Raw genomic sequence first — 22,690 nt, forward strand, 5'->3', positions numbered from 1 at the left:
GCGTCAGGTCCTTTCGAGTTCGGGTTGGGGTTCGTCGGCCGTCACGGCCGGCAGTGCGAGCTCCACGATGAAGCGGCCGTCGCGCCGCATCCAGTGCGCGCTCGCCTCATGCCCATGGTCCGCCGCGAGGCGCTGGCGCACGTTGACGAGGCCCAGGCCCGTGCCGCGTGCCGAAGCGGCACCGTCGACGCTGTCGGGGTCGACGTCGTTCTCCACGCGGATGCGCAGGATCGATCCGGCACGCGTCGCTTCGATGCGCACGAGGCCGGGCTCGATCATCTGGCCGATGCCGTGCTTGATCGCGTTCTCCACGAGCGGTTGCAGCAGCATCGGCGCCAGCAGGCACTGGCCGGCGGCGGGATCGATGGCGGCATCGAAGCGCAGCCGGTCGCCGTAGCGCACCTGCTCGATGGCGACGAAATGCCGCACGAGCTGCAGTTCCTGGTCGAGCGTCACCTTGCGGTCGGCGCGCAGGCCCAGCGTGTGCCGGAAGAACTCGGCGAGCTGCACGGTCATGGCACGTGCGGCCGCCGGGTCGAGCGACGTCAGCGCGCTGATCGAATTCAGGCTGTTGAACAGGAAGTGCGGATCGACCTGGGCGCGCAACATGCGCAGCTCCGCATCCTGGGCCATCAGCTTCATCTCCAGGCGCTGCGTCTCGAGGTGGCGCACGCGTTCGGTCTCGATCAGCAGGTAATTCACGGCGGCCGCCAGGCCGTACAGTATCAGGCCGAGGCCGAACATCGACGCCAGCACGGGGCCGCTCGCGACGGGCACGTAAGCGTCCGGCGCCAGCGCGGCCAGCAGGCTGTTCCAGACCGCGCCCATGCCGCACCACAGCGCGGCCACGCAGGCCGCCGTCATGCCCACGCCGGCGGCGATGGCGAGCGGACGGCGCCGTCCCAGCGGGTACGCGCGGCACACGTAGTAGGCGGAAAAGCCCGCCGCGTACGCGAACCAAAGCGCCAGCGGCACGGCGAACAGCACGCTCGCCCCCCAGCCCGCCCCACTGACGGCCAGCATGACCGCCAGCAGCAGGCCCAGCATCAGCCAGGCCAGCAGGTAGAGCGCCGCCGCGCGCCAGCTCGCAAAAATACCGTGCACTGGCCGCGCCTTTAGTTGCGCACTTCCACGCCGCCCATGATGGCGTAGCCGGTGATGACGAGGCGCTTGCTGGCGTCGGGCGGCCGGGCCGTCTTTTCCGCGAAGCCGCCCATCACGGGCGTGCCGTTCAGGACGACGGTCCAGTCGGGCGGAACCTTGATGTTGATGCCGCCCCAAACCGTGAAGATGTTGATCACGGCTTCCTTGACGATGGACGCGTCGCGCAGGTCGAGCGCGCAGCCGCCCATCACGGCCGTGATCTCGCCGCCGCGGAAGTCCTGCGTGCCGACGCGCCGCTCGAAACCGCCCAGCACGGCGACGATGTCGACGACGTTGTCCGGACTCGCGCCTGCGGCAACGCCTTCGCGCGCCACCCGCCCCGGGCCCAGCGAGCGGTACAGCACGAGACCGCCGAGCGCGATCATCACGAGCGGCCACAGCGTGCCCCAGCTGATGGTGAAGTAGCCCATGCGGCTGACGATCATCAGGAGGCCGACCGCGATCAGCACGCCGCCCATGTAATTGCCGCTGCGGCCGCTGCGCGTCCCGTTGCCGAACAGCGCGACGCAGCCGGCCACGATGAAGGCGAGCGGCCAGAACCCGATCGCATGGCGGAAATTCAGGATGTCGAGGTTATCGAGCAGGAACAGGACGCCCATGCCCACGACGAGCAGGCCCAGCACGACCTGGCTCGACGCGCGGTTCGTGTTATTTTCCATGGCCGTCCCCTCCCTTCTGGCCGAAGCGGCGCTCGGCGATCGGCCGGATCGCCATCGTGATGCCGCTGATGATGATGAACAGGGGCCAGCTGTTGCCGAACGTGAGGCCCCACAGGCCCTCGAGCACGGCGAACAGCCACAGGCCGATGAAGACGGTCCACAGGCCGTTGGAGAATTCGCGGGCGCTCGGGTAGCCGATGGTCTGGTTGATGCCCACGACGACCAGCAGCAGCGGCGCATAATGCCACAGCGAGCGGACGTCGAACACATCCATCTGGTCCAGCAGGAAGGCCACGCCCAGCCCCACCAGGACCAGGCCCCACAACACCTGGCGCCGCAGGTGGTAGGACGCTTCGCTATTCATGTTTCCTCCATTGTGATCGAATGTCGACACGATAACGGAGGTCGGCGCGCGGGTGGAAGTGCTTTTCGGCCAATGGCGGCGCTTTGCCGGTGAATGGCGAAGGGCCCGCCATGTCGCCATGGCGGGCCCTTCGGAAAGCGGATGAATCAGGCCGCGGCTTGCGGACGCAGCCCCTTCTGCTGGTTGCGGTACCTGGCGCGGGCAGCGGCAATCTTGAGGGCTTCGCGCGCGACGTTCATCTTGTGGATCTCCTCGCGCTCTTTCTTGCCGCGGTGCTGGGCCACGTGTTTGCTGCCGATCTTGGCGGTCATGATGCTTCTCCTGTTCGGTGACGGTGAAACTGGTTCAGGAGCGGGAGGCGCCGATCCGGTCGTCCGACGGCATCAGCATGCCCCACCCCAGCTGGCGCCGGATTTCTTCCGGCGTCGGCGGCGGTTTCGGGTCTTTCGAACGCCGCTCGAGGTACTCGCGCACGAGATGCTTGGGGGGGTGGTTCGTCGTCGTGGTCATGGCAACCTCCGCTTCCGTTGAAGCCGGCGCGCTTGCCGCCGGCTTCGAAATTGGTGCCGGTCCTCGAGGCGACCGGCTGACCTGTCGAGGTGGTTGGCCACCTGCGGAAGATCGCTTGGTGCCTCACTCGACGCCTCCATCGTAGCGAGTCCGCCCGGGTCGTAACCGTTAGATGCCGCACACTGTGCGTCCCCATGAGTTCCAGTCCTACAGGCCACCTTCAAAGAGGCCTACGCGGCGTCGAGAAATGCAACAAAAAAGGGGGCCGCGGCCCCCTTGCACCCACTGGCGATGACGTCAGAAGCGGTATTTCAGGTTCACGTAGAACTGGCGGCCACTGACGTCCAGCTTCTGCTGCTCCTCCTCGCTGTAACGATAGTAGGCGCGCTTCACGTTCGTCAGGTTCGTCGCGTCGAACGTGAGCAGCAACCGCGGCGTGAGGTTGACGCTGGCGTTGAAGGCCAGCGTCGTCACCGGCGCGGCCATCGTCGGCGCGGTCGGCATCATGACACCATTGACGCTGTACAGGCCCTGGCTGTTCGCCGTCGGCGCGGGCGCCGTGGAGCTGTTCACGTATTCGCTGCGGTAGTTCGCGACGAGGCGCAGCGACACCTTGTCGTTCTCGAAATAGCCGCCCAGGTTCGCGGCCCATTCGGACGCGCCGACCATCGGCCGGCCGTCGTCGACCTTCGTGTGCGCGCGGCTGATGTTGCTGGTGAAGCCGAAGCCCGTCGTGCCGAACGGCTGTTCGTACGACAGTTCGAGGCCGGCGATGTGCGCCCCCTGCTGCTCCGACGTCTGGACCGTGTACGTCTTCATCGCCTGCGCCGCCGAATCCCACAGGTCGATCGTGGCGCCGCCCGTGGTGCCGGTCTTCGCATAGCCCTGGATGCGCGAGTAGAACAGGTCCACGCCCACCATCGAGCGGCGCGAGAAATACCACGCCCACGACGCATCGAGGTTGTCCGACGTGAGCGGCTTGATGCCCGGGTTCGGCCCCGTCACGCGGCATCCCTGCGCATCGCACGTCGGCGAGCCGAAGCCGGCGCCGAGCAGGTTGTAGTTCTGGCGGCCCACCGTGCGGCTCGCGCCGAAACGCAGGATCTGGTCCTTCGTCAGCTCGTAGCGCACGTTCATGCTGGGCAGCCAGTTGTTGAAGCGGCGGTCCGTCTTGATGAAATAGTAGGTGTTGCCCGTGTTGTTCTTGAAGGGCTCGTTGTCGTAGACCGGCTGCAGGTCGCCCGACGTCGTGATCGCATCCGGATAGGCCGCGCACGGAATTGCCGGCTGGCCGGGTGCGGCACGCAGGCAGACGCCGGCCGGAATCGGCGTCGGGATGTCGGCGTTGATACGCGTCTGCACGAAGCGCAGGCCCACGTTGCCGGACCAGCGCTCACCTTCCAGGTTGGCCATCACATAGGCCGCGCCCTGGCGTTCGCGCATGTGCAGTTCGGATGCGACGCGGCGCTCGTACTGGTCGCTCGTCGCCTTGGTCGCGCCCTGGAAATACGCCATCAGCACCGCCGGGTCGAACGTGTAGCCCGTGTTGTCCCAGCCGGCCGGGCCGTCGAGACCCGCACCGAAGTCGGACGGCCACGGAATCGTGCCGGTCGGCGCGCCGATCGTGATGTCGCGGTTGTGATAGGCCGGGTAGCGGCGCGCGCTCTCGCGGTGGTGGTCGGCGTAGCGCACGCCGCCTTCGACCGACTGGACCCAGCCGTTGTCGACGCGCCATTCGCCGTCGACCTGGCCGCTCGTCTCGCGGTCCGTCGTCTTCAGGCCGGAGATCGTACGCACCACCAGTTGGTCCGGCTTGGCGCCGGTGCCGTAGTACTTCACGTACGGCGCGTTGTCGACACCGGCCAGCGCGTACGACACGCCCGTGCCGAAGCTCGCATAGGTCAAGCCCTGGTCGTAGTCCGTCTTGCCGACGCCGCGCGTCGTCGACAGCAGCGTCTTCAACGTGAGGTTCTGGTTCACGCGCCACTTGCCGTCCAGGTCGAGGAAGGAGCTGGTGGCCCGCGCGCCCTGCCGATAAAAGCCTTCCGAGTTGCCGATGTACTGGGGCGGCGTCCCGTCGGGGAACATGATGTCGGCGCTTTTCAGCACGCGCAGCTGGTCGCCGTACATCGTCGTCTCGGTGACGATGACGGGATTGCGGATCGACGCGAACACCTGCTGCCCCTGGACGCCCACGGTGTTCGGCGCAGTCGCGCCGGTGGCGCCGTCGGCGAGCGACGCTTTCCCGAGCAGCATGCTGTACATGGCGCCGGCTTTAAGGCGGCCGTAGTTCGGTGCCTTCAAGGTGGAAGTAAAGCCTGTGACGGTGACGTCGACGTCCTGGTTCGGCTTGAACTCCAGCGAGAACATGCCGCCCTTGCGGTCGCGCACGCCCTCGACGAATTCCGTGCTCATCGAACCGGGCAGGCGCACGCCGTTCAGGTCCGCGGCCTTGTAGCCGCTGCCGGCCAGCGACGCGTCCGTGATGCCCTTCATGGTGGTCGTGTTGATGACGTCCCAGCCGCTGCTCGTGCCGTATGCGAGGCGCGACGCGGAATCGCGCCGGATGTAGCGCTTTTCCGCAAAGCCCTGCAGGATGAAGCCGAACGTGCCCGCCTCGTTCTTCCAGTTCACGGACGCGTTCAGGTCGGGCGCCGTCTTGCCCGGCAGGGTCGCGTAGCTGGCGCCGACGCTGGCCACGCCCGACAGGCGCTCCTTCTGCGCCAGGGGTTTGCGCGTCGTGACGTTGATGGTGCCCGCGAGACCACCGTCGACGATGTTCGCCTGCGACGTCTTGTACACGATGGCCTGGTTCAGGACCGACGACGGCATCAGGGACAGGCTCGTGGACCGGCTGCTCGATGCCTGGTCGGCGATGTACCAGTCGCCGCTGCTGACCGTGTGGCCGTTGAACACGATCAGCGACATGTCCGGATTGGTGCCGCGCATCGCCACCTTTTCCGCTTCGTCGTAGTCGGTCCGCACCGCCACGCCGGGCAGGCGCTGCAGCGAATCGGCGAGGTTCTTGTCCGGCATCTTGCCCACGTCCTCGGCCGTGATCACTTCGACGTTGGCGGTGGCGTCGCGCTTGACGGCCAGCGACTTCGCCATCGACGCGCGGATGCCCGTCACTTCGACCGTTTGCATCTGCGTGCTGCCGGCGTCGTTCTGGGCCAGCGCGGGCGTACCCGCCACGCCCAGCCATGCCAATGCGACAGCGGCCGCGAGCGGCTTCTGTTTCATCATTTCTCTCTCCTCTGTAGTCATCGTCGGGACCGGTGTTTCCCGGTCTCTCGCTCAGTATTGACTGATGACACAGCGGTTGGATAATGATTACTGTTGAACAATCTATAACTAAAAGGAATGCTCGGACTGCAATTGTTTTTGACGGCACCGTGCGGCCGGGTTAGCGTAGCGTTTTATCCATCGAGACCCATCATGCCTCCTGTCCGCGCGCTGCCCGCGCTCCTGCTTTCCATACTCGTTGCCGGCTGCGCGACGCCGCCCGCCGCCACACCGGTTGCCGCGCCGGCCGCCGCCGAACCCAGCCCGACCGCGCAGGCTGCGGCCACGGAGCCGCTCGAGACGATCCTGGGCAAGCCACTGTTCCGCATGCATCCCGTCGAAGCTGGCCGCTACATCGCCTGGGTGCACGAGGCCGAGCCCGACCTGCGCAAGCGCATCGCCGCCATCGGCCGCAAGAACCTCGGCCAGCCGTACCGCCTGAACCTGCTGGGCGAATTTCCGTACCAGGTCCATGACGACCTGCCGATGTTCAGCCTGGACCACAGCGACTGCGTCGTGTTCGCGGAGCACACCTACGCGATGGCCCTGTCGCAGTCGTGGGAAGAATTCTTCTGGATGCTGCAGCGCATCCGCTACCGCGACGGCGTCGTCGGCGTGGCCACGCGCAACCACTACACGGAGATGGATTGGAACGTGGCGAACCGCTGGCTCGTGACGGACATCAGCGCCGACCTGGCCGGCCCGGATGGCCCGGCGTACACGATGACGATCGACCGCGCCCGCTTCCTCAAGACGCGCCACCACACGGACGCCAGCATCCCCGTCGAGACGAGCCGCCAGGCCTACGTGCCGAAGGACCGCGTGACGGCCATCGCGGGCCAGCTGCGCGAAGGCGATCTCGTCAACGTGATCTCGACACGCGACGGCCAGTTCTGGGCTTCGCACGTGGGGCTCGTCGTGCTCGGGCCGGACGGCGAGCGCCACTTCCTCCATTCCTCCGAGCCGCAGGTGCGCGAGGAAACGTTCGAGTCCTACATGGCCCGCGCCGCCGCGCGCGAGGAACGCAACCGCCAGGCGGGCAAGAACGGCCAGGTGCTCGCCGGCTTCAAGTTCCTGAGCCTGAACGATGACATCGTGGTGCCGCCGATGGCACCGCAGCCGCGCCCGGGACGTCCTGCCGGCGCCTGAATCCCGCCGCCACGGCGTCCATCACGCGTGATGGACGCCCCTCTTCCATCCCCCTTCATTTGCTGCCTTCCGCCTTGCAGCCAGCCCCGTATTACATTTCGAATCGTCGCGAATTCCAATTTAAAAATAAAGGGAAATATTCTTTGAATTAATTTCCCAATGTTACCGTTTATGGGTTCCAAAAAGAATTCCCTATTGCCGGTTGAGCATGGTCAAATCTTTATCGATGTGTATCGAGATAATAAATAGACCTGCTCATCAAAATAACAAACAACAATTTATCCACGAATAAATATAAATTTTGAATTCGCTTTTCCGGGATACCAGTGCTTGTCTCAAACTTTGGAAGTTTGCATTCATCAACTCACGCAATGCTTCAGAATCATGCCCAAGCTCAACCAAGTATTCGTTCGCCGAATCTGCTCCCGGATGGTGTCCATGCACCGCACGTCGAAAATCGCGCTGATGATCACGGCCGATCTGATCGCACTGCCGTTTTGTTTCCTGGGCGCGATGCTCCTGCGCGGCGGCGATTTGAAACTCGCCTCCCATTTCGGGCCGGGTTCTTATGTTCTCGTAGCAATCGTCACGATAGCGGCGTTTTCCATTTCGGATCTTTATCGCGCAGTGATTCGCTTTATCGACCAGCGTCTATTGAGCGCGACAGGCCTGGCATTGGCGATTGCCGTTCTCTGCGCATACACCATCACGTTTTCGGTGAACGAAGCAAATTTTCCGCGCAGTGCTTTGGCCATTTATTGGTTTATCGCTTTTTCGTATGTCGTGGCATCGCGCATCGGAGTGCGCAATCTGCTGCGCAACCTGAACGGGAACCAGCGCGGCACGTCGGAGGTGGTGGCAATCTACGGCGCCGGCGAATCCGGGGCGCAGCTGGCCCAAACGATGCGCAACAGTGACGAATATCGCCCTGTCTGCTTTTTCGATGACAAACGCGCGCTCAGTGAACGCACGATCGGCGGCCTCCGCGTTTTTCACACCGATCGTCTGGTGGAAACGGTCAATGCGATGGGCATCCGCTCGATCGTGATCGCCATCCCGGCCGTGGCCCCCGGCCGCCTGCGCGACATCATGCAGCGGCTGGCCCAGGCCGGTATCACGACCAAGATCCTGAGCCGTCTCGTCGACCTTGGCGACGACAAGGTCACGCCGCGCGAGAGCATCCGCGACCTGAAGTTCGAAGACCTTCTTGGCCGCGCGCCCGTGCCGCCGCGCCTCGACCTGTTTGCGCTCTGCGTACGCACAAAAAATGTCATGGTCACGGGCGCAGGCGGCTCCATCGGCAGCGAACTCTGCCGCCAGATCGCCACCTTGAGGCCAAGCCGGCTGCATCTGCTCGACCACTCCGAATTTGCCTTGTACACGGTCCGCCAGGAGATGGCCAATCGCTATCCCGACGTGCCCGTGGTCGCCCATCTCGGCTCGGTCTGTAATACGGACCTGATCGAGCGCATCTTGCGCGACAACCGCGTCGACACCATCTACCACGCCGCCGCGTACAAGCACGTTCCTCTTGTGGAGACGAATATCGTCGAAGGCCTGCGCAACAACGTGATGGGCGCCCAGGTGATCGCCACACAGGCGGCAAGACACGGCGTCGAAACCTGCGTGCTGATTTCGAGCGACAAGGCGGTGCGTCCGACCAACATCATGGGCGCCAGCAAGCGCATCGCAGAACTCATCTTTCAGGCAGCGGCCGCGCGACCCGGCGCGGACACGACGTTCTGCATGGTCCGCTTCGGGAATGTGCTGGGGTCGTCGGGTTCGGTGATTCCGCTGTTCCAGCGTCAGATCGCACGGGGCGGCCCGGTCACCATCACACACCCCGACGTGTCGCGCTACTTCATGCTGATTCCCGAGGCGGCCCAGCTGGTGATCCAGGCAGGGGCGATGGCAAAGGGCGGCGACGTGTTCGTGCTCGACATGGGCGAGCCAGTACGTATCGTGGACCTCGCACGGACGCTGATCGCGTTGTCCGGCCTGACCGAGAAGACGCCGCAGAATCCGGGCGGGGATGTCGAGATCGACTATGTCGGCCTCTTCCCCGGCGAGAAGCTGCACGAGGAATTGCTGACCGACGGCGTCGTATTCCCGAGCGAACATCCGCGCATCATGCGCATGAAAGAGAACGCCTTGCGGCCGAGCGTGCTGGACACCTTCATCAACTGCCTCATGATGGCCTGCGACACGCATGAACGCGGCCTGATCGAAGGCATGGTCAAGGCCATCGTGACCGAGTACAACCCCGGCCGGCACGCCGAAGAGGCTGCACCGGTCCCCGTCCCGGCACCGGCCGTGGCCGCGCCGGCCCCCATCGCTGCGCCGCAGGAACGGCTGGCCCTGATCAAGAAATTCGTGCCGTTCCGGATCTAGGCGCGGCAACCGGAACGCCCCTTTTACCCAACCAGTTCGACGAGGATCCACATGCGTGACGAAAGCAAACCGGCTTATCTCGAACAGCTCACCGCCCGTCTGAGTGAGCGCACTGCCCTCATTGGCATTATCGGCCTGGGCTACGTGGGCCTGCCACTGACGCTACGCTATGCCGAAGCCGGCTTCCGCGTACTCGGGATCGATATCGACGGCAGCAAGGTCGAACGCCTCAACAGGGGTGAAAGCTACATCAACCACGTCCCTGCGGCCGACATCGCGCGGGCGCGCAGCCAGGGCTTCGAAGCGACCACCGATTTCACCCGCGCGGGCGAGCCGGATGCCTTGATCATCTGCGTGCCGACGCCGCTCAACCCGTATCGCGAACCCGACCTGTCTTTCGTACTGGAGACGACGGAAGCCCTGCTGCCGTTCATGCGGCCAGGCCAGGTTCTGTCGCTGGAAAGCACCACATACCCGGGTACGACTGAAGAGGAACTCAAGCCGCGCCTCGAATCGCGCAGCTTCGTGATCGGACGCGACATCTTTCTCGTCTTTTCTCCCGAGCGCGAAGACCCGGGCAATCCCGACTTTCACACCCGTACGATACCCAAGGTCTGCGGCGGCGTGACGCCGGCCTGCCTCGAAGCCGGAGTCGCCCTGTACAGCGCGGCCATCGACCGTGTCGTCCCGGTCAGTTCGACCCGCGCGGCGGAGCTGACCAAGCTGCTCGAGAACATCCACCGTGCCGTCAACATCGGTCTCGTCAACGAGATGAAGATCATCGCCGATCGCATGAAGATCGACATCCACGAAGTCATCCGCGCAGCCGCAACGAAACCGTTCGGCTTCACCCCCTATTACCCCGGCCCCGGCCTCGGTGGGCACTGTATCCCGATCGACCCGTTTTACCTGACGTGGAAAGCGCGCGAATACGGGCTGCACACGCGTTTCATCGAGCTCGCCGGCGAAATCAACAGCGACATGCCTCACTGGGTCGTCAGCAAGCTCACGGATGCGCTCAACCAGCGCGGAAAAGCCGTGATGGGAAGCCGCGTGCTGGTGCTGGGCATCGCCTACAAAAAAGACGTCGAGGACATGCGTGAATCGCCTTCGGTCGAACTGATGGAAATCCTGCGCGACAAAGGCGCCGTCGTCGACTATGCCGACCCACACGTGCCCGTCTTTCCACGCATGCGCGAACACCACTTCGACCTGAAAAGCGTCGAACTCACCCCGCAGCGTATCGCGTCCTATGACGTCGTACTCCTGGCCACGGCACACTCCGCCTTCGACTATGACCTCGTACGGCAATACGCCAGCCTCATCGTCGACACGCGCGGCGTCTACCTCGCCGCGCTACCCAACGTCGTGAAAGCCTGAGGACCGTCATGATGCGCCACTATCCTGCTCCCATCCAGGACCGCAAGATCCGCTTCGCGCTGGTCGGCTGCGGCCGCATCGCCAACAATCACTTCGAGGCCCTGCGCAAACACCAGGACCGCGCCGAGCTGGTCGGCATATGCGACGTCGACCCGCGTGCGCTCGACCGCGCGGTCGGACTGACCGGCGCCGAAGGCTACGCCAGCCTCCACGAGATGCTGCGCCGCGCCGACGCCGACATCGTCGTCGTCACCACGCCCTCGGGCCTGCACCCCGAGCAGTCGATCCAGATCGCCAACAGCGGCCGCCACGTGATGACGGAAAAGCCGATGGCGACCCGCTGGGAGGACGGCAAGCGCATGGTGGCCGCGGCCGACGCCGCCGGCGTACGCCTGTTCGTGGTCAAGCAGAACCGCCGCAACGCCACCCTGCAGCTTCTCAAGCTGGCCGTCGACAAGAAGCGCTTCGGCCGCATCTACATGGTCAACCTGAACGTGTTCTGGACCCGCCCGCCCGAGTACTACCACAGCGCCAAATGGCGCGGCACCTGGGAATTCGACGGCGGCGCCTTCATGAACCAGGCCAGCCACTATGTCGACCTGATCGACTGGATCGTCGGCCCGGTCGAGAGCCTGCAGGCCTATACCGCCACCCTGGCGCGCGACATCGAGGTCGAGGACACCGGGGTGCTCAGCCTGCGCTGGCGCAACGGCGCCCTGGGTTCGATGAACGTTACCATGCTGACCTACCCGCGCAACCTCGAAGGGTCGATCACTATCCTGGGCGAGCACGGCACGGTGCGCATCGGCGGGGTGGCCGTGAACGAGATTCAGCAATGGGAATTCGCCACCCCCGATCCCGACGACGACAGGGTACGCGACGCCAGCTATGAAACCACCTCGGTCTACGGATTTGGGCACCCGCTGTACTACGACAACGTGATCAAGGTGCTGCGCGGCGAAGCGGAGCCCGAGACCGACGGACGCGAAGGGCTGAAGTCGCTCGAAGTACTGATCGCCGCCTATAAATCGGCGCGCGACGGCAAGCGCGTGGCCCTGCCGCTGGAGTACTGATCATGAATGCTCCCATCGACAGCAGGGACGTCCACCCGAGCGCGATCGTCGACGATGGCGCTGTGCTCGGGCCCGGCACCCGGGTCTGGCACTTCGCGCATATCTGCGGCGGCGCCCGCATCGGCGCCGGCTGCTCGCTCGGCCAGAATGTCTTCGTGGGTAATGACGTCGTCATCGGCGACCGCGTCAAGATCCAGAACAACGTCTCCGTCTACGACGCCGTGACGCTCGAGGCCGAGGTGTTCTGCGGCCCCAGCATGGTGTTCACGAACGTCTACAACCCGCGTTCCGGCATCGTCCGCAAGGATCAATACCGGCGCACGCTGGTCAGGCGCGGCGCCAGCATCGGCGCCAATGCCACCATCGTCTGCGGCGTGACGATCGGCGCGTACGCATTCATCGGCGCCGGCGCCGTGGTCAAGCACGACGTGCCCGACTTCGCCTTGATGGCCGGCGTGCCGGCGCGCCAGGTCGGCTGGATCAGCCGTTTCGGCGAACGCCTGCCGCTGCCCACGGCCGGCAACGGCGAGGCGGTCTGCCCGCACACCGGCGAATCGTACGTCCTTGTCGACGGCGTCTGCAGCCTCGTTTCCGCCCCCTCCCGACTCTGAACCGCCCCGACTCGCGAACGGACCGACTACCATGGAATTCATCGACCTCAAGTCTCAATACCAGGCATCGCGCGACCTGATCAACGGCCGCATCCAGGCCGTCCTCGACCATGGCCAGTACATCATGGGTCCCGAAGTGGCCGAACTCGAGGCGCGCCTGGCCCAGTTTACGGGCGCCCGCCACTGCATCACCGTGGCCTCGGGCACGGAAGCGCTACTGATTGCGTTGATGGCGCTCGGCGTGGGCCGCGGCGACGAAGTGATCACCACCCCGTTCACGTTCATTGCCACCGCCGAGGCCATCGTGCTGCTCGGCGCGATCCCGGTGTTCGTGGATATCGATCCGGTCACCTGCAATCTCGCCCCGGCGCTGATCGAAGAGAAGATCACGGCGCGCACCCGCGCGATCATCCCCGTGTCGCTGTACGGGCAGCCGGCCGACATGGACGAGATCAACGCGATTGCCGTGCGCCACGGCCTTTCCGTCATCGAGGATGCCGCCCAGAGCTTCGGCGCCACCTACCGCGGCAGGCAGAGCTGCAACCTTTCCGGCATCGGCTGCACCAGCTTCTTTCCCAGCAAACCGCTCGGTTGCTATGGTGACGGGGGCGCCCTGTTCACCAGTGACGACGAGCTGGCCAAGGCCATGCGTGAAATCCGCGTGCACGGCCAGTCGAAGCGCTACGTGCACACGCGCATCGGCGTCGGCGGCCGCATGGACACCCTGCAGTGCGCGATCGTGCTGGCCAAGCTGGAGCTGTTCGATTGGGAACTGCAGCAGCGCCAGCGCGCCGCCTCCGCCTACGATGCGCTATTGCTCGGCAAGGACATGGGGGTTCGTCCGGTCGGCCGGCGGGACGACCGGACCAGTGTCTACGCCCAGTACACGGTGGTCGTGGAACAGCGCGATGCGCTGCAGGCGGCGCTGCACCGGGCCGCAATTCCGACCGCCATCCATTATCCCGTTCCCATCCACCGCCAGCCTGCCTATGCATCGCCGGGCGCGGCGGACGCTTGCCCCGTTGCCGTCGAGATGGCCGGAAAAGTGATGAGCCTGCCGATGGGCCCGTACCTGTCGACGGCGAGTGCGCAACACGTTGCAACGGTATTGCTGGACGCGGCCGACATCAGCCGGCGCAGCAGCGTGGAACCCGTGGCATTGCCGGAGTAGGCCGTTCACCAAAGGATGCCCCACAATGTGCAAGGTCGTTCATCTCACGTCCGCCCATCCTCGCAACGACACGCGTATCTTCATCAAGCAGTGTCGGACCCTGGTCGCGCACGGGTATGACGTGACGCTGGTCGTCGCCGACGGTCTGGGCGACGACCAGCTGGACGGGGTAGCGATCGCCGACGTCGGCCTCCCGGGTGGCCGCGTCAAGCGCATCCTGCGGACCACGCGCCGCGTCGGCGACAAGGCAATTGCGCTCGATGCCGATATCTATCAACTGCACGATCCCGAGCTGTTCCCCGTGGGATTGCGGCTCAAGCGACGCGGCAAGAAGGTGATCTTCGATTCGCATGAAGATGTTGCGCGCCAACTGCTGGGCAAGCCCTACCTGGGACCGCTCTCGCGCAGGCTGCTGTCCTCCGCCTATCTGGCCGTGGAGCGTCACGCCTGCTCGCGCTTCGACGGGATCATCACGGCAACTCCTTTTATTAGAGAAAATTTTCTCAAGATTCATCCTCTGACTGTCGATGTGAACAATTTCCCCATGGAGGGGGAACTCGACGGTGACGGTCCCTGGGAAAACAAGGAGGCCGAGGTCTGCTATGTCGGCGGTATCGGCAGTATTCGCGGCATCCGCGAGTTGGTCCAGGCGGGCGAATTGCTGGCCTCGGCGGCTCGGGTGAACCTGGTGGGGACATTTTCCGAACCCTCGGTCGAGGCGGAAGTGAAGGCGAGTCCTGGATGGCGCCGCGTGAATGCCCATGGGTTCCTCGACCGCCAGGGCGTGCGCGACGTGTTGAAACGTTCGATCGCAGGCATCGTGACGTTCCATCCGCTGCCGAACCACCTGGATTCCCACCCGACCAAGATGTTCGAGTACATGTCGTCCGGTATTCCCGTGATCGCCTCGAATTTCCCGCTCTGGCGCGACATCATCGAAGGCAATCGATGCGGGATCTGCGTCGACCCGCTCGATCCCGAAGCGATCGCAGCCGCGATAGATTACATCGTGACCCATCCGCAGGCCGCGAGGGCGATGGGCGAAAACGGCCGCCGGGCCGTGCTGGAAAAGTACAACTGGACTGTCGAGGCAAACAGGCTGACCGACTTCTACGGAGCGATATCCCATGACAAGCAAGCTGTCCCAGCTGTTTAACCTGGCCCTCGACATCAGCAAGCTTCCTGTCGCACGCCTCGAATTCCGCCTGGACCTGAACCCGGATAGCGTACGGCGCATGCACGCCCATTTCACGAAGCCTCACCCGAGGTACAGGATCTTCCAGAATAAATCGTTAGGTGCGGCACTCGTCGACCTGAAGCGCTTTGCGGACCCCGACGAGTATATGGCGAACATGAAAGGGCGTAACTCGGCGGGATACTACGCCAGGAAAGCCAGGTCGCGTGGTTACTCGGTCGTCGAGATCGACAGGAACGTGTTCGTCGAGGACATCCATGAAATCAACACCTCGCTCGATCAGCGCCAGGGCCGGCCGATGGCCGACGCATACCGGCAAAAACAAACGCACTTCAGCCCGGAGAAGAACTACAAATATTTCGGTGTGTTGAACTCCGCCGGGAAATTGGCAGCCTACAGTGATATTGGGTTTTTCGGCAATTTTGTCGCCTTCGACCGCCTGCTTGGCCTGCGCAACAATGACGGCGCCATGCACCTGATGGTAACGGAAATTATCTGCCGGATGATCGAAAGCCACGCCTACGGCTACCTCATGTATGACACGTTCTTTGGTGCCAGTCCCGGGCTCAGGACCTTCAAGACGATGCTCGGTTTCGAACCCTATCGCGCAAAATATTCACTCCAATGACTCCATTACTAAGGCGTATCTATAGCGATTACGGGATGCCGTCGCGCCTGCGTACGCACGAAAAACTGATTTGTGCCGCCAGGGACGCCGGCTACCTCCAGACCTCGATCCGCGATTTCCTCGACCGTACGCGGGCCGGCGTTTCGGCGACCTCGACATTCATCGTGCATCGGCACGACATCGATACGGACCTGCGCACGACCAGGAAATTATTTGAGATGGAAAAGAAGTATGGCGTCAAGGCGAGCTACTACTTCAGATTGTCCACGCTTGACTTTGGCCTGATGCGTGAAATCGAAGATTACGGCAGCGAGGCCAGCTACCACTACGAAGAAGTGGCCTCTTTCGCCAAGAAGAACAAGATCAAGGATCCTGCCCTCGTGCGCGACCGACTCCCGGAAATCAGGCATGTCTTCCGCAAGAACTTCCAGTGGCTCGAACAGCAGCTTGGAAAAAAGCTCCGCACCGTTGCCGGCCATGGGGACTTCGCGAACCGCCGCCTGAAGGTGAACAATACGGAAATCCTCGCGGACCAGCAGTTGCGCGAAGACTGTGGCATCGAGTGCGAGGCCTACGACCGCAACCTGCTCGACCATATCGACATGTATATCGTGGACCGGCCGCCTCCACAATATTACTGGCCGACCTCGCCCCTGAACGTGGTCTCCGCACACCGCAGCCTGTGCCTCGTGACCCACCCGCGGCAATTCGAAACGAACTGGAAGGAAAACACCAAGGACAATCTTTTCCGCTTTTATGAAGCTGTGACGTGGTAAGCGGCACCCCGCATTCAACCGGTAAGCAAAGAAAGCCCATGAATACAAAGAAAATCGTCACAGTGATCGGCGCTCGCCCCCAATTCATCAAGGCGAGTGCGGTCTCGGCCGTCCTTGCCGAATCCGGCCAACTTCGCGAGACCGTCGTACACACCGGCCAGCACTTCGACGCCAACATGTCGGATGTATTTTTTGCCGATCTGGGCATGAAGCCGCCCGCTTATCAGTGCGGGATCCACGGCGGCACCCATGGCGACATGACTGGACGCATGTTGATCGACATTGAAAATATATTGCTGCTGGAGACGCCCGATGCCGTCCTGGTATATGGCGATACCAATTCCACACTTGCAGCATCATTGGCGGCGGTCAAGCTCCATATGCCGGTCGCGCACGTCGAAGCAGGTCTGCGTTCATTCAACATGAGATCGCCGGAAGAGGTCAACCGTATCCTTACGGACCGGGTATCGCGTTGGCTCTTCACGCCGAACCATAAGGCGGGCGTGCATTTACTGAACGAAGGCGCCAGTGCCGATCGTATTCATCAAGTCGGCGACGTCATGCTCGATGTCGCGCTTCGGCATGGCGCACGGGTCACGCCCGACGGGGGTGTACTGGGGCGGCTGCGGGAAGAGCACGGTATCCGGGCAGGCGAGTATTGCCTGGCCACCATACACCGGGCAGAGAACACCGACGATCCCGTCAGGCTGACAACGATAGTCGACGCCCTTTCACGTTTCGCCAGCGATATCAACGTGGTACTGCCCCTGCACCCCCGTACGCGCAGCACTCTCGCGAAACAGGGCAAATTGAAGGCCTTGCAAAACGCGGTGATCGTGCTTGATCCACTGGGCTATCTGCCGATGGTGCAGCTGGAGAAATACGCTGCGATCATCGCTACCGATTCCGGTGGCGTCCAAAAGGAAGCCTTCTTCTATGGTGTTCCCTGCGTGACCTTACGGGATGAGACCGAGTGGACGGAGTTGGTGGACGCTGGATGGAACCGGCTGGCGCCACCAGTCGATGTCGCTTCCGTGCTGCATGCCCTGCAAGCCAGCCTTGGACTTACCGGTCAAGACATTGCCCCTTATGGCGTGGGCGACGCGGCGGCGCGGATCGTGAAACGTCTATCGGACGAGCTTGCCTGAACCACCGACGCTGTACCAGCGCGCCGTCGGCGGACACCACGGAGGTACGCATGAGAGAGTCAACACCCTACGAAAAGCCACGCCATGTGCCGAACCGTCACGAAGCCCGGGCCGGCGGCGAGGTGCAGCTTCAAGTGGCTGCGCACGTGGTTTCAATCATCAGCCTGGCTGCCCTGCTCGCCTCCTGTGCCGACACCAGACAGCTGTATGTGGCCCCCCATGGTGCCGACTCGAACCCTGGAACGAAAGACGCGCCCTTCCTGACAATCGGACGAGCAGATGCCGCCGCCGCTCCCGGCTACACGATCCATGTGGCGCCCGGCGAGTACAGGGTCTCCGCGCCACGCGCGGACAGCGCAGGCATCAGCACGCTGCGCAGCGGTACCTCCTCCGCTCGGCTCAAATTCGTATCCGACGTCAAATGGGGCGCAAAAATCATTGTGGTGGGAACCGGCATCGCCTGGCATTCAAAAGGCAGCCATGTCGATATCGAAGGTTTCGACATCAGCGGCACCGGGCGCCACGGCATACTAGCAGACGGCACGGATCTCACGATCGCGAATAACTTCATTCACGAGCTGACGGTCAGCGGCGGATGCACCGGTAATGGCGGCGCCGCGATCGATACCAACGGTGGTGACGGCAAGGTATTGATCAAAGGGAACGTGGTCAGGAATATTGGCCAATCGATGATTGGCAAGTGCAACACGGTGCAGGGGATCTACATCGCCAACCCGAAGAATACGGTCGTCGACAACATCGTGTCCGGTGTTGCGCTGGCAGGCATTCAACAGTGGCATGGCGCCACGGATTCAACCATTGTGCACAACACAGTCTTCGGCTGCAAAATCGGCATACTCATCGGCGGCGGAGACGCCGGCACCTTGCCGAACGGTTCAGAAAACAATTACGTCGCAAACAATATCGTCTACGACAACATGACCTACGGCATTATCGAAGCCGGCAAGGTCGGCGCGAACAACCGCTATGTCGATAACCTGGTGTATTTGAGCGGAACCAGTGTGCGCGCGGCCGGCCACATCAGCGGCACCATCTCAGCTGATCCCGAATTCGTGAATTATCAGGCTGACGGCACTGGCGATTATCGTTTGCGGAAAAGCTCGCCAGCCATCCGCAAATACGCCACCGCTTCTTCCCACGAAACGCGAGCAGAGCTCGGGGCATACAGTATTGGGGCTGCCGGACATTAACCGGGACTGTGCAAGCCCACTTTCGACGCACCTTGCAATGCTCGCGGCTGCCGAGCGGCACATGTGTCCACCCCGCCGGTCCATCGATAAGGCTGTTCACGCCCGGAGAAATAGAGCGCGACGTCGACCAGCCGGTGGTTGATCGTGGAGGGCTTCAAACTGCAGATAAAAAAGAAAGCAAGCAAGCTCATCGCCACGGTCTGGCGATTTGCACCGGGCGCCGGCAGTGTCGCCGACAGACGTACAAACACACGGCCGGCAGCGACGCCGAGCACCAGGCTCGCAAGAACCTCCGAAGCCGTGTGGAACCTGAAAAGAATGAGCAGTGCGCCGAGACCAATGCTGAACGCCACACCGGCCGCGAATCCGCGTTCGCGCCAGCGGTCAGGGGCGCCCTGCAGAAGGACGAACAACAGAACGGGCAGTACTGCCGCGGTCCGCCACGCGTGACCGCTGAGCGCCTTGAAACCAAGCGAAGGCACATGCAGTCCCCACCCGAGGAAGGCAATCTTGGACAGGGCCACCAACCCCAGGCCTGCGGCAAAGATCAGGCACCAGCATGACGCCAGCTTCCACGCCCGGCCGCAGATGAGCCAGACAGCGATCGCACCCGCCGTTGGCACCATCACCGCCGTATGGCCAATATCGATGACATGCATCCACGCCATCATGGACTCGTCGGCAATGCTGCGCCTTCCGCCACGGTCATGACTTCCCGGATGACCCGGCAGGTCTTCTGCATATCCTGCTCGCTCAGCGACGGGTGTACGAGGAACATCAGGCTTGTCTCGCCCAACGCCTTCGCGACCGGCAACCGGTACGTCGGGCGATAGCCTGTGTTATCGAAGGCCTTCTCCAGATAGAGTTCGGAACACGTGCCTTGAACGCACGGGACACCTCTTGCAGAGATTTCCTCGATGATCCGGTCACGCGTCCAGCCGCCTGCCAGTTTCTCGGGCTCCACGAACACGTAGAACTTGTAGAAGGCGTGCTGCACGTCAGCCGGCACGACGGGTACCCGCAATGCCGCAAATTCCCGGCATGTAGCAGCGATCCTCGATGCATTCGCCTGCCGCCGGGTCGTCCACATGGGCATGTGCTGGAGCTGGATACGCCCGATAACGGCCTGGATTTCCAACATCCGCCAATTGGTACCAAAGGACTCGTGTACCCACCGGTAGCCGGGGGGGTGCTGACGTTCGTACATGGCCTCCCACGACTTGCCATGATCCTTGTACGACCACATGGTGGTCCACCATTGGCGGGAATTGGTGGTCACCATGCCGCCCTCCCCGCCCGTGGTCATGATCTTGTCCTGGCAGAACGACCAGGCACCGATGTGGCCGATGCCTCCCACCATCCGGCCCTTGTAGCGCGCGCCGTGGGCCTGGGCACAATCCTCGATCACGAAGATGCCGCGTTCCTCGGCAAGCTCCATGATAGGGTCCATGTCACACGGCCAGCCCGCCAGGTGTACGCAGATGATGGCCCTGGTACGTGGTGTCAGCACGGCCCGGATGGTCTCGGCCGTAATATTCTGGCTGTCCCGGTCCACATCAGCGAACACAGGAACCGCGCCCGCATTGACGATGCAACTCGCGGACGCCAGGAAGGTCCTTGGCGTCACGATCACTTCGTCGCCCGGCGATATGCGGAGTGCCTTGAGAGCCACGTCCAGCGCGAGCGTACCGTTCGATAGCGCGACGGCGTACCGGGTCCCGACCCAAGCCGCAAATTCCTTTTCGAACTCCCGGCATTCCGTGCCCGTCCAATAATTGACCTTGTTCGACAGGATGACATTCTTGACAGCGGTTGCTTCCTCGAGTGAGAAGCTTGGCCAGGTAGCGCATGAAGTACTCATGACCTTATCCGAAAATGGTATAAAAAATATAGCGCAGATCGCGCAGCAGGGAATAATTATTGAAATACTCCCGGTTTATTTTTACCTTGTCGGGCCAGATGATCCGGTCGTTATACGTCTCTGGATCATCGACCGACGCCAATATGGCCTCCTCATCCTTGTACTTGATCGATGCCGGACCGGTAATTCCTGGCCGCAATGAGAGAATGATGCGGTCCTCACCCTGCAGACGGTCTGCATACCCAGGCACATCCGGCCTGGGGCCGACAAAGCTCATGCTTCCAGCCAGAACATTAAACAGCTGAGGTAATTCATCGAGTTTATATTTCCTGAGAAAGCGACCGGATTGCGAAATCGAAGCGAGATTTCTTGATGCGATGGGACTGCGCCGGGTGTCGCCCGGATACATGGTCTTGATTTTGCAAACGCGGATGATGCGGCCATGGCGCCCAATGCGCTTTTGTATAAAAAAACCATTGCTTCGGGTTTCAATCGCAGCGACCAACCAACATAAGAGTATGACTGGCGCGAGCAACAGCAATCCCGCAAGCGATGCAACGATATCAAATGCTCTTTTAAATAAAATGTCGGCTTTTGACATTTCATTCACCTCGTCGATCGGCTATACGCATGGCCCGCCTTTCAGGCACTGCAGGCAGCCAGAAAACGTTCGCTCAGGATTGGATAAACATGGTTATCCATGACAAAACGCTTGCCGCACAGCCCCATGGCTTGACGCTCGCCGGGACTCAAAGCCAGCAGATTCCGGATGCCTTGCGCCGCGACTGCCGGATTTTCCGGTGCGACCGTCAATCCGCAGCCTGCGTCGCCGACCGGATCGTTACCCGCGTCGACGGCATGCAATACCGGGCGGGCAGCCATCATGTAATCCATCAGTTTGTTTGGCGCAATACCGAAACGGTAGAGAGATTGGCGTTGCCAGCCGATATACGCGATGTCGAAGCGTTGAAGCAGGGCCGGAATCTGCTCCTTGGCAACCGGATCGATGAAACGAACGTTTTGCAACTCCTCTGCCTGCGCCCGGCGCTGCAAGCCCGCTTTTTCCGGACCGCCTCCGACCAGCACAAAAACCACTTTGTCGTCGCGCATGAGTGCTGCGGCATCAAGCAAGGTGTGCAGCGAGTTCGATACGCCATGCGTGCCTGCGTAGCCAACCACGAAGTTTCCCGCATCCCTGATAGCGGAAAGTGCCACCTCGACGCTTGCCTGGAGTTCGGCGCCACCTGTCGTCCACTCCCGCGGATCGACGCCATTCGGGACGATGTGCAATCTGTCACGCGTTACCCCGCGGGATTCCACGTAGTCATGCACTTTCGGAAGCATTGATACGACCGTATCCGCATGACGATAGGCATAATCCTCTGCTGCTTGCACCAGCATGATGAAGGGATGCCATTTCGACATCCGCCCGAGTTCCATTGGCGTCAGCGGCCATAAGTCATGTATTTCGAAGACGAGTTTCGCACCGGCCAATTTTGCTATCCGGCGCGCGGGCCAAATGTCCATTGGATAGGTGCTCGACGCAATGACCACATCCGGTTTGAACGATGCGGCAATTCGCTTGCTCTCGAAATACAAATGGCTGACGAAGGATGCCATATTGCGCACCCGTCCAATGCCGTTACCGCAATACGCGGGCGTCTCGAGCCACGTGTATTGAATACCGTCGATGGTTTCATTCAGGCGGTTTTGGCCTGCGAGCCGAGGCTGCCGGCTTCGGATATGAGATTGGGAAGCTGCAACAATCTGCACATTGTGCCCCATGCGCACCCATTCTCGTGCCAGGTAATACGGCCGATACTCCATGCCATAGTACGGCGAACCCGCATAATGATTGACGTAGAGAATGTGCATCGTTTCGACACCTGGCAATCCAGCACGACGATCGAACAACAGGTGCGATTATCATATTTTTAAGACCGCACAAACTGATTAACATCAATCGTAACCAATCCGAGTATTTATCGAATTTTTCTTTTATTCCATTGAGCGAACTTAAAAAGTCGACGTCGGAGTGTTTTCTCGTGTTTTGATGTGATTTAGCTTTATGCAGCATCAATAACGCTGGTGCCGGCATCGATATCGTCCGATAG

At 62.2% G+C, this 22,690-nt stretch carries 21 protein-coding genes; 11 read left to right on the forward strand and 10 right to left on the reverse strand.

Annotation, left to right across the window (positions count from 1 at the left end):
• Positions 1-3: 3 nt before the first annotated feature.
• From ACL58G_RS25285 to ACL58G_RS25310, 6 genes are all read right to left on the reverse strand, one after another.
• The gene (locus tag ACL58G_RS25285) at positions 4-1,104 is read right to left on the reverse strand and encodes a sensor histidine kinase (protein WP_413387798.1); all 1,101 of its coding nucleotides are present in this window, start codon (positions 1,102-1,104) and stop codon (positions 4-6) included.
• Between the two features lie 11 nt (positions 1,105-1,115).
• Positions 1,116-1,823 (reverse strand): LiaI-LiaF-like domain-containing protein, encoded by a 708-nt coding sequence (locus ACL58G_RS25290; protein ID WP_413387797.1) that lies wholly within the window; start codon positions 1,821-1,823, stop codon positions 1,116-1,118.
• Positions 1,813-2,187, reverse strand: a complete 375-nt coding sequence (locus tag ACL58G_RS25295) for a LiaF transmembrane domain-containing protein (RefSeq protein WP_056128071.1) — start codon at positions 2,185-2,187, stop codon at positions 1,813-1,815. The genes ACL58G_RS25290 and ACL58G_RS25295 overlap by 11 nt, the downstream gene beginning before the upstream one ends.
• Positions 2,188-2,333: 146 nt before the next feature.
• Positions 2,334-2,498 carry a hypothetical protein gene (locus tag ACL58G_RS25300; RefSeq protein ID WP_413387796.1) on the reverse strand — a complete coding sequence of 55 codons (165 nt, stop codon included), beginning with the start codon at positions 2,496-2,498 and terminating at the stop codon, positions 2,334-2,336.
• A gap of 34 nt (positions 2,499-2,532) precedes the next feature.
• On the reverse strand, positions 2,533-2,697 hold the full coding sequence (locus ACL58G_RS25305; protein WP_440963579.1) for a hypothetical protein: 165 nt from the start codon (positions 2,695-2,697) through the stop codon (positions 2,533-2,535).
• 297 nt (positions 2,698-2,994) lie between these two features.
• Positions 2,995-5,943, reverse strand: a complete 2,949-nt coding sequence (locus tag ACL58G_RS25310; RefSeq protein WP_440963580.1) for a TonB-dependent receptor — start codon at positions 5,941-5,943, stop codon at positions 2,995-2,997.
• 192 nt (positions 5,944-6,135) lie between these two features.
• Here ACL58G_RS25310 and ACL58G_RS25315 point away from each other — a divergent pair, with 192 nt between their 5' ends.
• The 11 genes from ACL58G_RS25315 (at position 6,136) to ACL58G_RS25365 (ending at position 18,715) form a co-directional block, all read left to right on the forward strand.
• Entirely contained in the window at positions 6,136-7,131 is a 996-nt protein-coding gene (locus ACL58G_RS25315; RefSeq protein ID WP_440963581.1) for an N-acetylmuramoyl-L-alanine amidase-like domain-containing protein, read from the forward strand.
• Positions 7,132-7,569: 438 nt separating this feature from the next.
• Positions 7,570-9,522: a polysaccharide biosynthesis protein gene (locus ACL58G_RS25320; protein ID WP_440963582.1), complete on the forward strand. Its 1,953-nt coding sequence runs from the start codon at positions 7,570-7,572 to the stop codon at positions 9,520-9,522.
• Between the two features lie 51 nt (positions 9,523-9,573).
• A complete protein-coding gene (locus ACL58G_RS25325) occupies positions 9,574-10,902 on the forward strand; it encodes a nucleotide sugar dehydrogenase (protein ID WP_371769869.1) in 1,329 nt (442 codons plus the stop codon).
• A gap of 11 nt (positions 10,903-10,913) precedes the next feature.
• Entirely contained in the window at positions 10,914-11,975 is a 1,062-nt protein-coding gene (locus ACL58G_RS25330; protein WP_413337680.1) for a Gfo/Idh/MocA family protein, read from the forward strand.
• A gap of 2 nt (positions 11,976-11,977) precedes the next feature.
• Positions 11,978-12,586, forward strand: a complete 609-nt coding sequence (locus tag ACL58G_RS25335; protein ID WP_440963583.1) for an acyltransferase — start codon at positions 11,978-11,980, stop codon at positions 12,584-12,586.
• 31 nt (positions 12,587-12,617) lie between these two features.
• A complete protein-coding gene (locus ACL58G_RS25340; protein ID WP_440963584.1) occupies positions 12,618-13,757 on the forward strand; it encodes a DegT/DnrJ/EryC1/StrS family aminotransferase in 1,140 nt (379 codons plus the stop codon).
• A gap of 25 nt (positions 13,758-13,782) precedes the next feature.
• Entirely contained in the window at positions 13,783-14,913 is a 1,131-nt protein-coding gene (locus tag ACL58G_RS25345; protein WP_440963585.1) for a glycosyltransferase family 4 protein, read from the forward strand.
• Complete coding sequence (locus ACL58G_RS25350) at positions 14,885-15,580, forward strand: hypothetical protein (protein ID WP_440963586.1); 696 nt, start codon at positions 14,885-14,887, stop codon at positions 15,578-15,580. The genes ACL58G_RS25345 and ACL58G_RS25350 overlap by 29 nt, the downstream gene beginning before the upstream one ends.
• A gap of 35 nt (positions 15,581-15,615) precedes the next feature.
• A complete protein-coding gene (locus ACL58G_RS25355) occupies positions 15,616-16,356 on the forward strand; it encodes a hypothetical protein (RefSeq protein ID WP_413337668.1) in 741 nt (246 codons plus the stop codon).
• A 38-nt stretch (positions 16,357-16,394) separates the two neighbouring features.
• Positions 16,395-17,504 (forward strand): non-hydrolyzing UDP-N-acetylglucosamine 2-epimerase, encoded by a 1,110-nt coding sequence (gene wecB, locus ACL58G_RS25360; protein WP_440963587.1) that lies wholly within the window; start codon positions 16,395-16,397, stop codon positions 17,502-17,504.
• Positions 17,505-17,554: 50 nt separating this feature from the next.
• The gene (locus ACL58G_RS25365; protein WP_440963588.1) at positions 17,555-18,715 is read left to right on the forward strand and encodes a right-handed parallel beta-helix repeat-containing protein; all 1,161 of its coding nucleotides are present in this window, start codon (positions 17,555-17,557) and stop codon (positions 18,713-18,715) included.
• On the opposite strand, the gene ACL58G_RS25370 is transcribed toward ACL58G_RS25365, so the two are convergent.
• Genes ACL58G_RS25370 through ACL58G_RS25385 form a run of 4 tightly spaced genes read right to left on the reverse strand, consistent with a single transcriptional unit; the run spans position 18,712 to position 22,451 of the window.
• Positions 18,712-19,386, reverse strand: coding sequence for a membrane-associated phospholipid phosphatase (locus tag ACL58G_RS25370; RefSeq protein WP_413387785.1), 675 nt, complete (start codon positions 19,384-19,386; stop codon positions 18,712-18,714). The genes ACL58G_RS25365 and ACL58G_RS25370 overlap by 4 nt on opposite strands.
• Positions 19,383-20,576 (reverse strand): DegT/DnrJ/EryC1/StrS family aminotransferase, encoded by a 1,194-nt coding sequence (locus tag ACL58G_RS25375; protein ID WP_440963589.1) that lies wholly within the window; start codon positions 20,574-20,576, stop codon positions 19,383-19,385. The genes ACL58G_RS25370 and ACL58G_RS25375 overlap by 4 nt, the downstream gene beginning before the upstream one ends.
• A gap of 4 nt (positions 20,577-20,580) precedes the next feature.
• Entirely contained in the window at positions 20,581-21,177 is a 597-nt protein-coding gene (locus tag ACL58G_RS25380) for a sugar transferase (protein WP_440963590.1), read from the reverse strand.
• 41 nt (positions 21,178-21,218) lie between these two features.
• The gene (locus ACL58G_RS25385) at positions 21,219-22,451 is read right to left on the reverse strand and encodes a glycosyltransferase family 4 protein (protein WP_440963591.1); all 1,233 of its coding nucleotides are present in this window, start codon (positions 22,449-22,451) and stop codon (positions 21,219-21,221) included.
• Positions 22,452-22,690: the final 239 nt, after the last annotated feature.

It is taken from the genome of Massilia sp. GER05, assembly GCF_052056005.1.
Classification (GTDB): Bacteria; Pseudomonadota; Gammaproteobacteria; order Burkholderiales; family Burkholderiaceae_D; genus Telluria; species Telluria orientalis.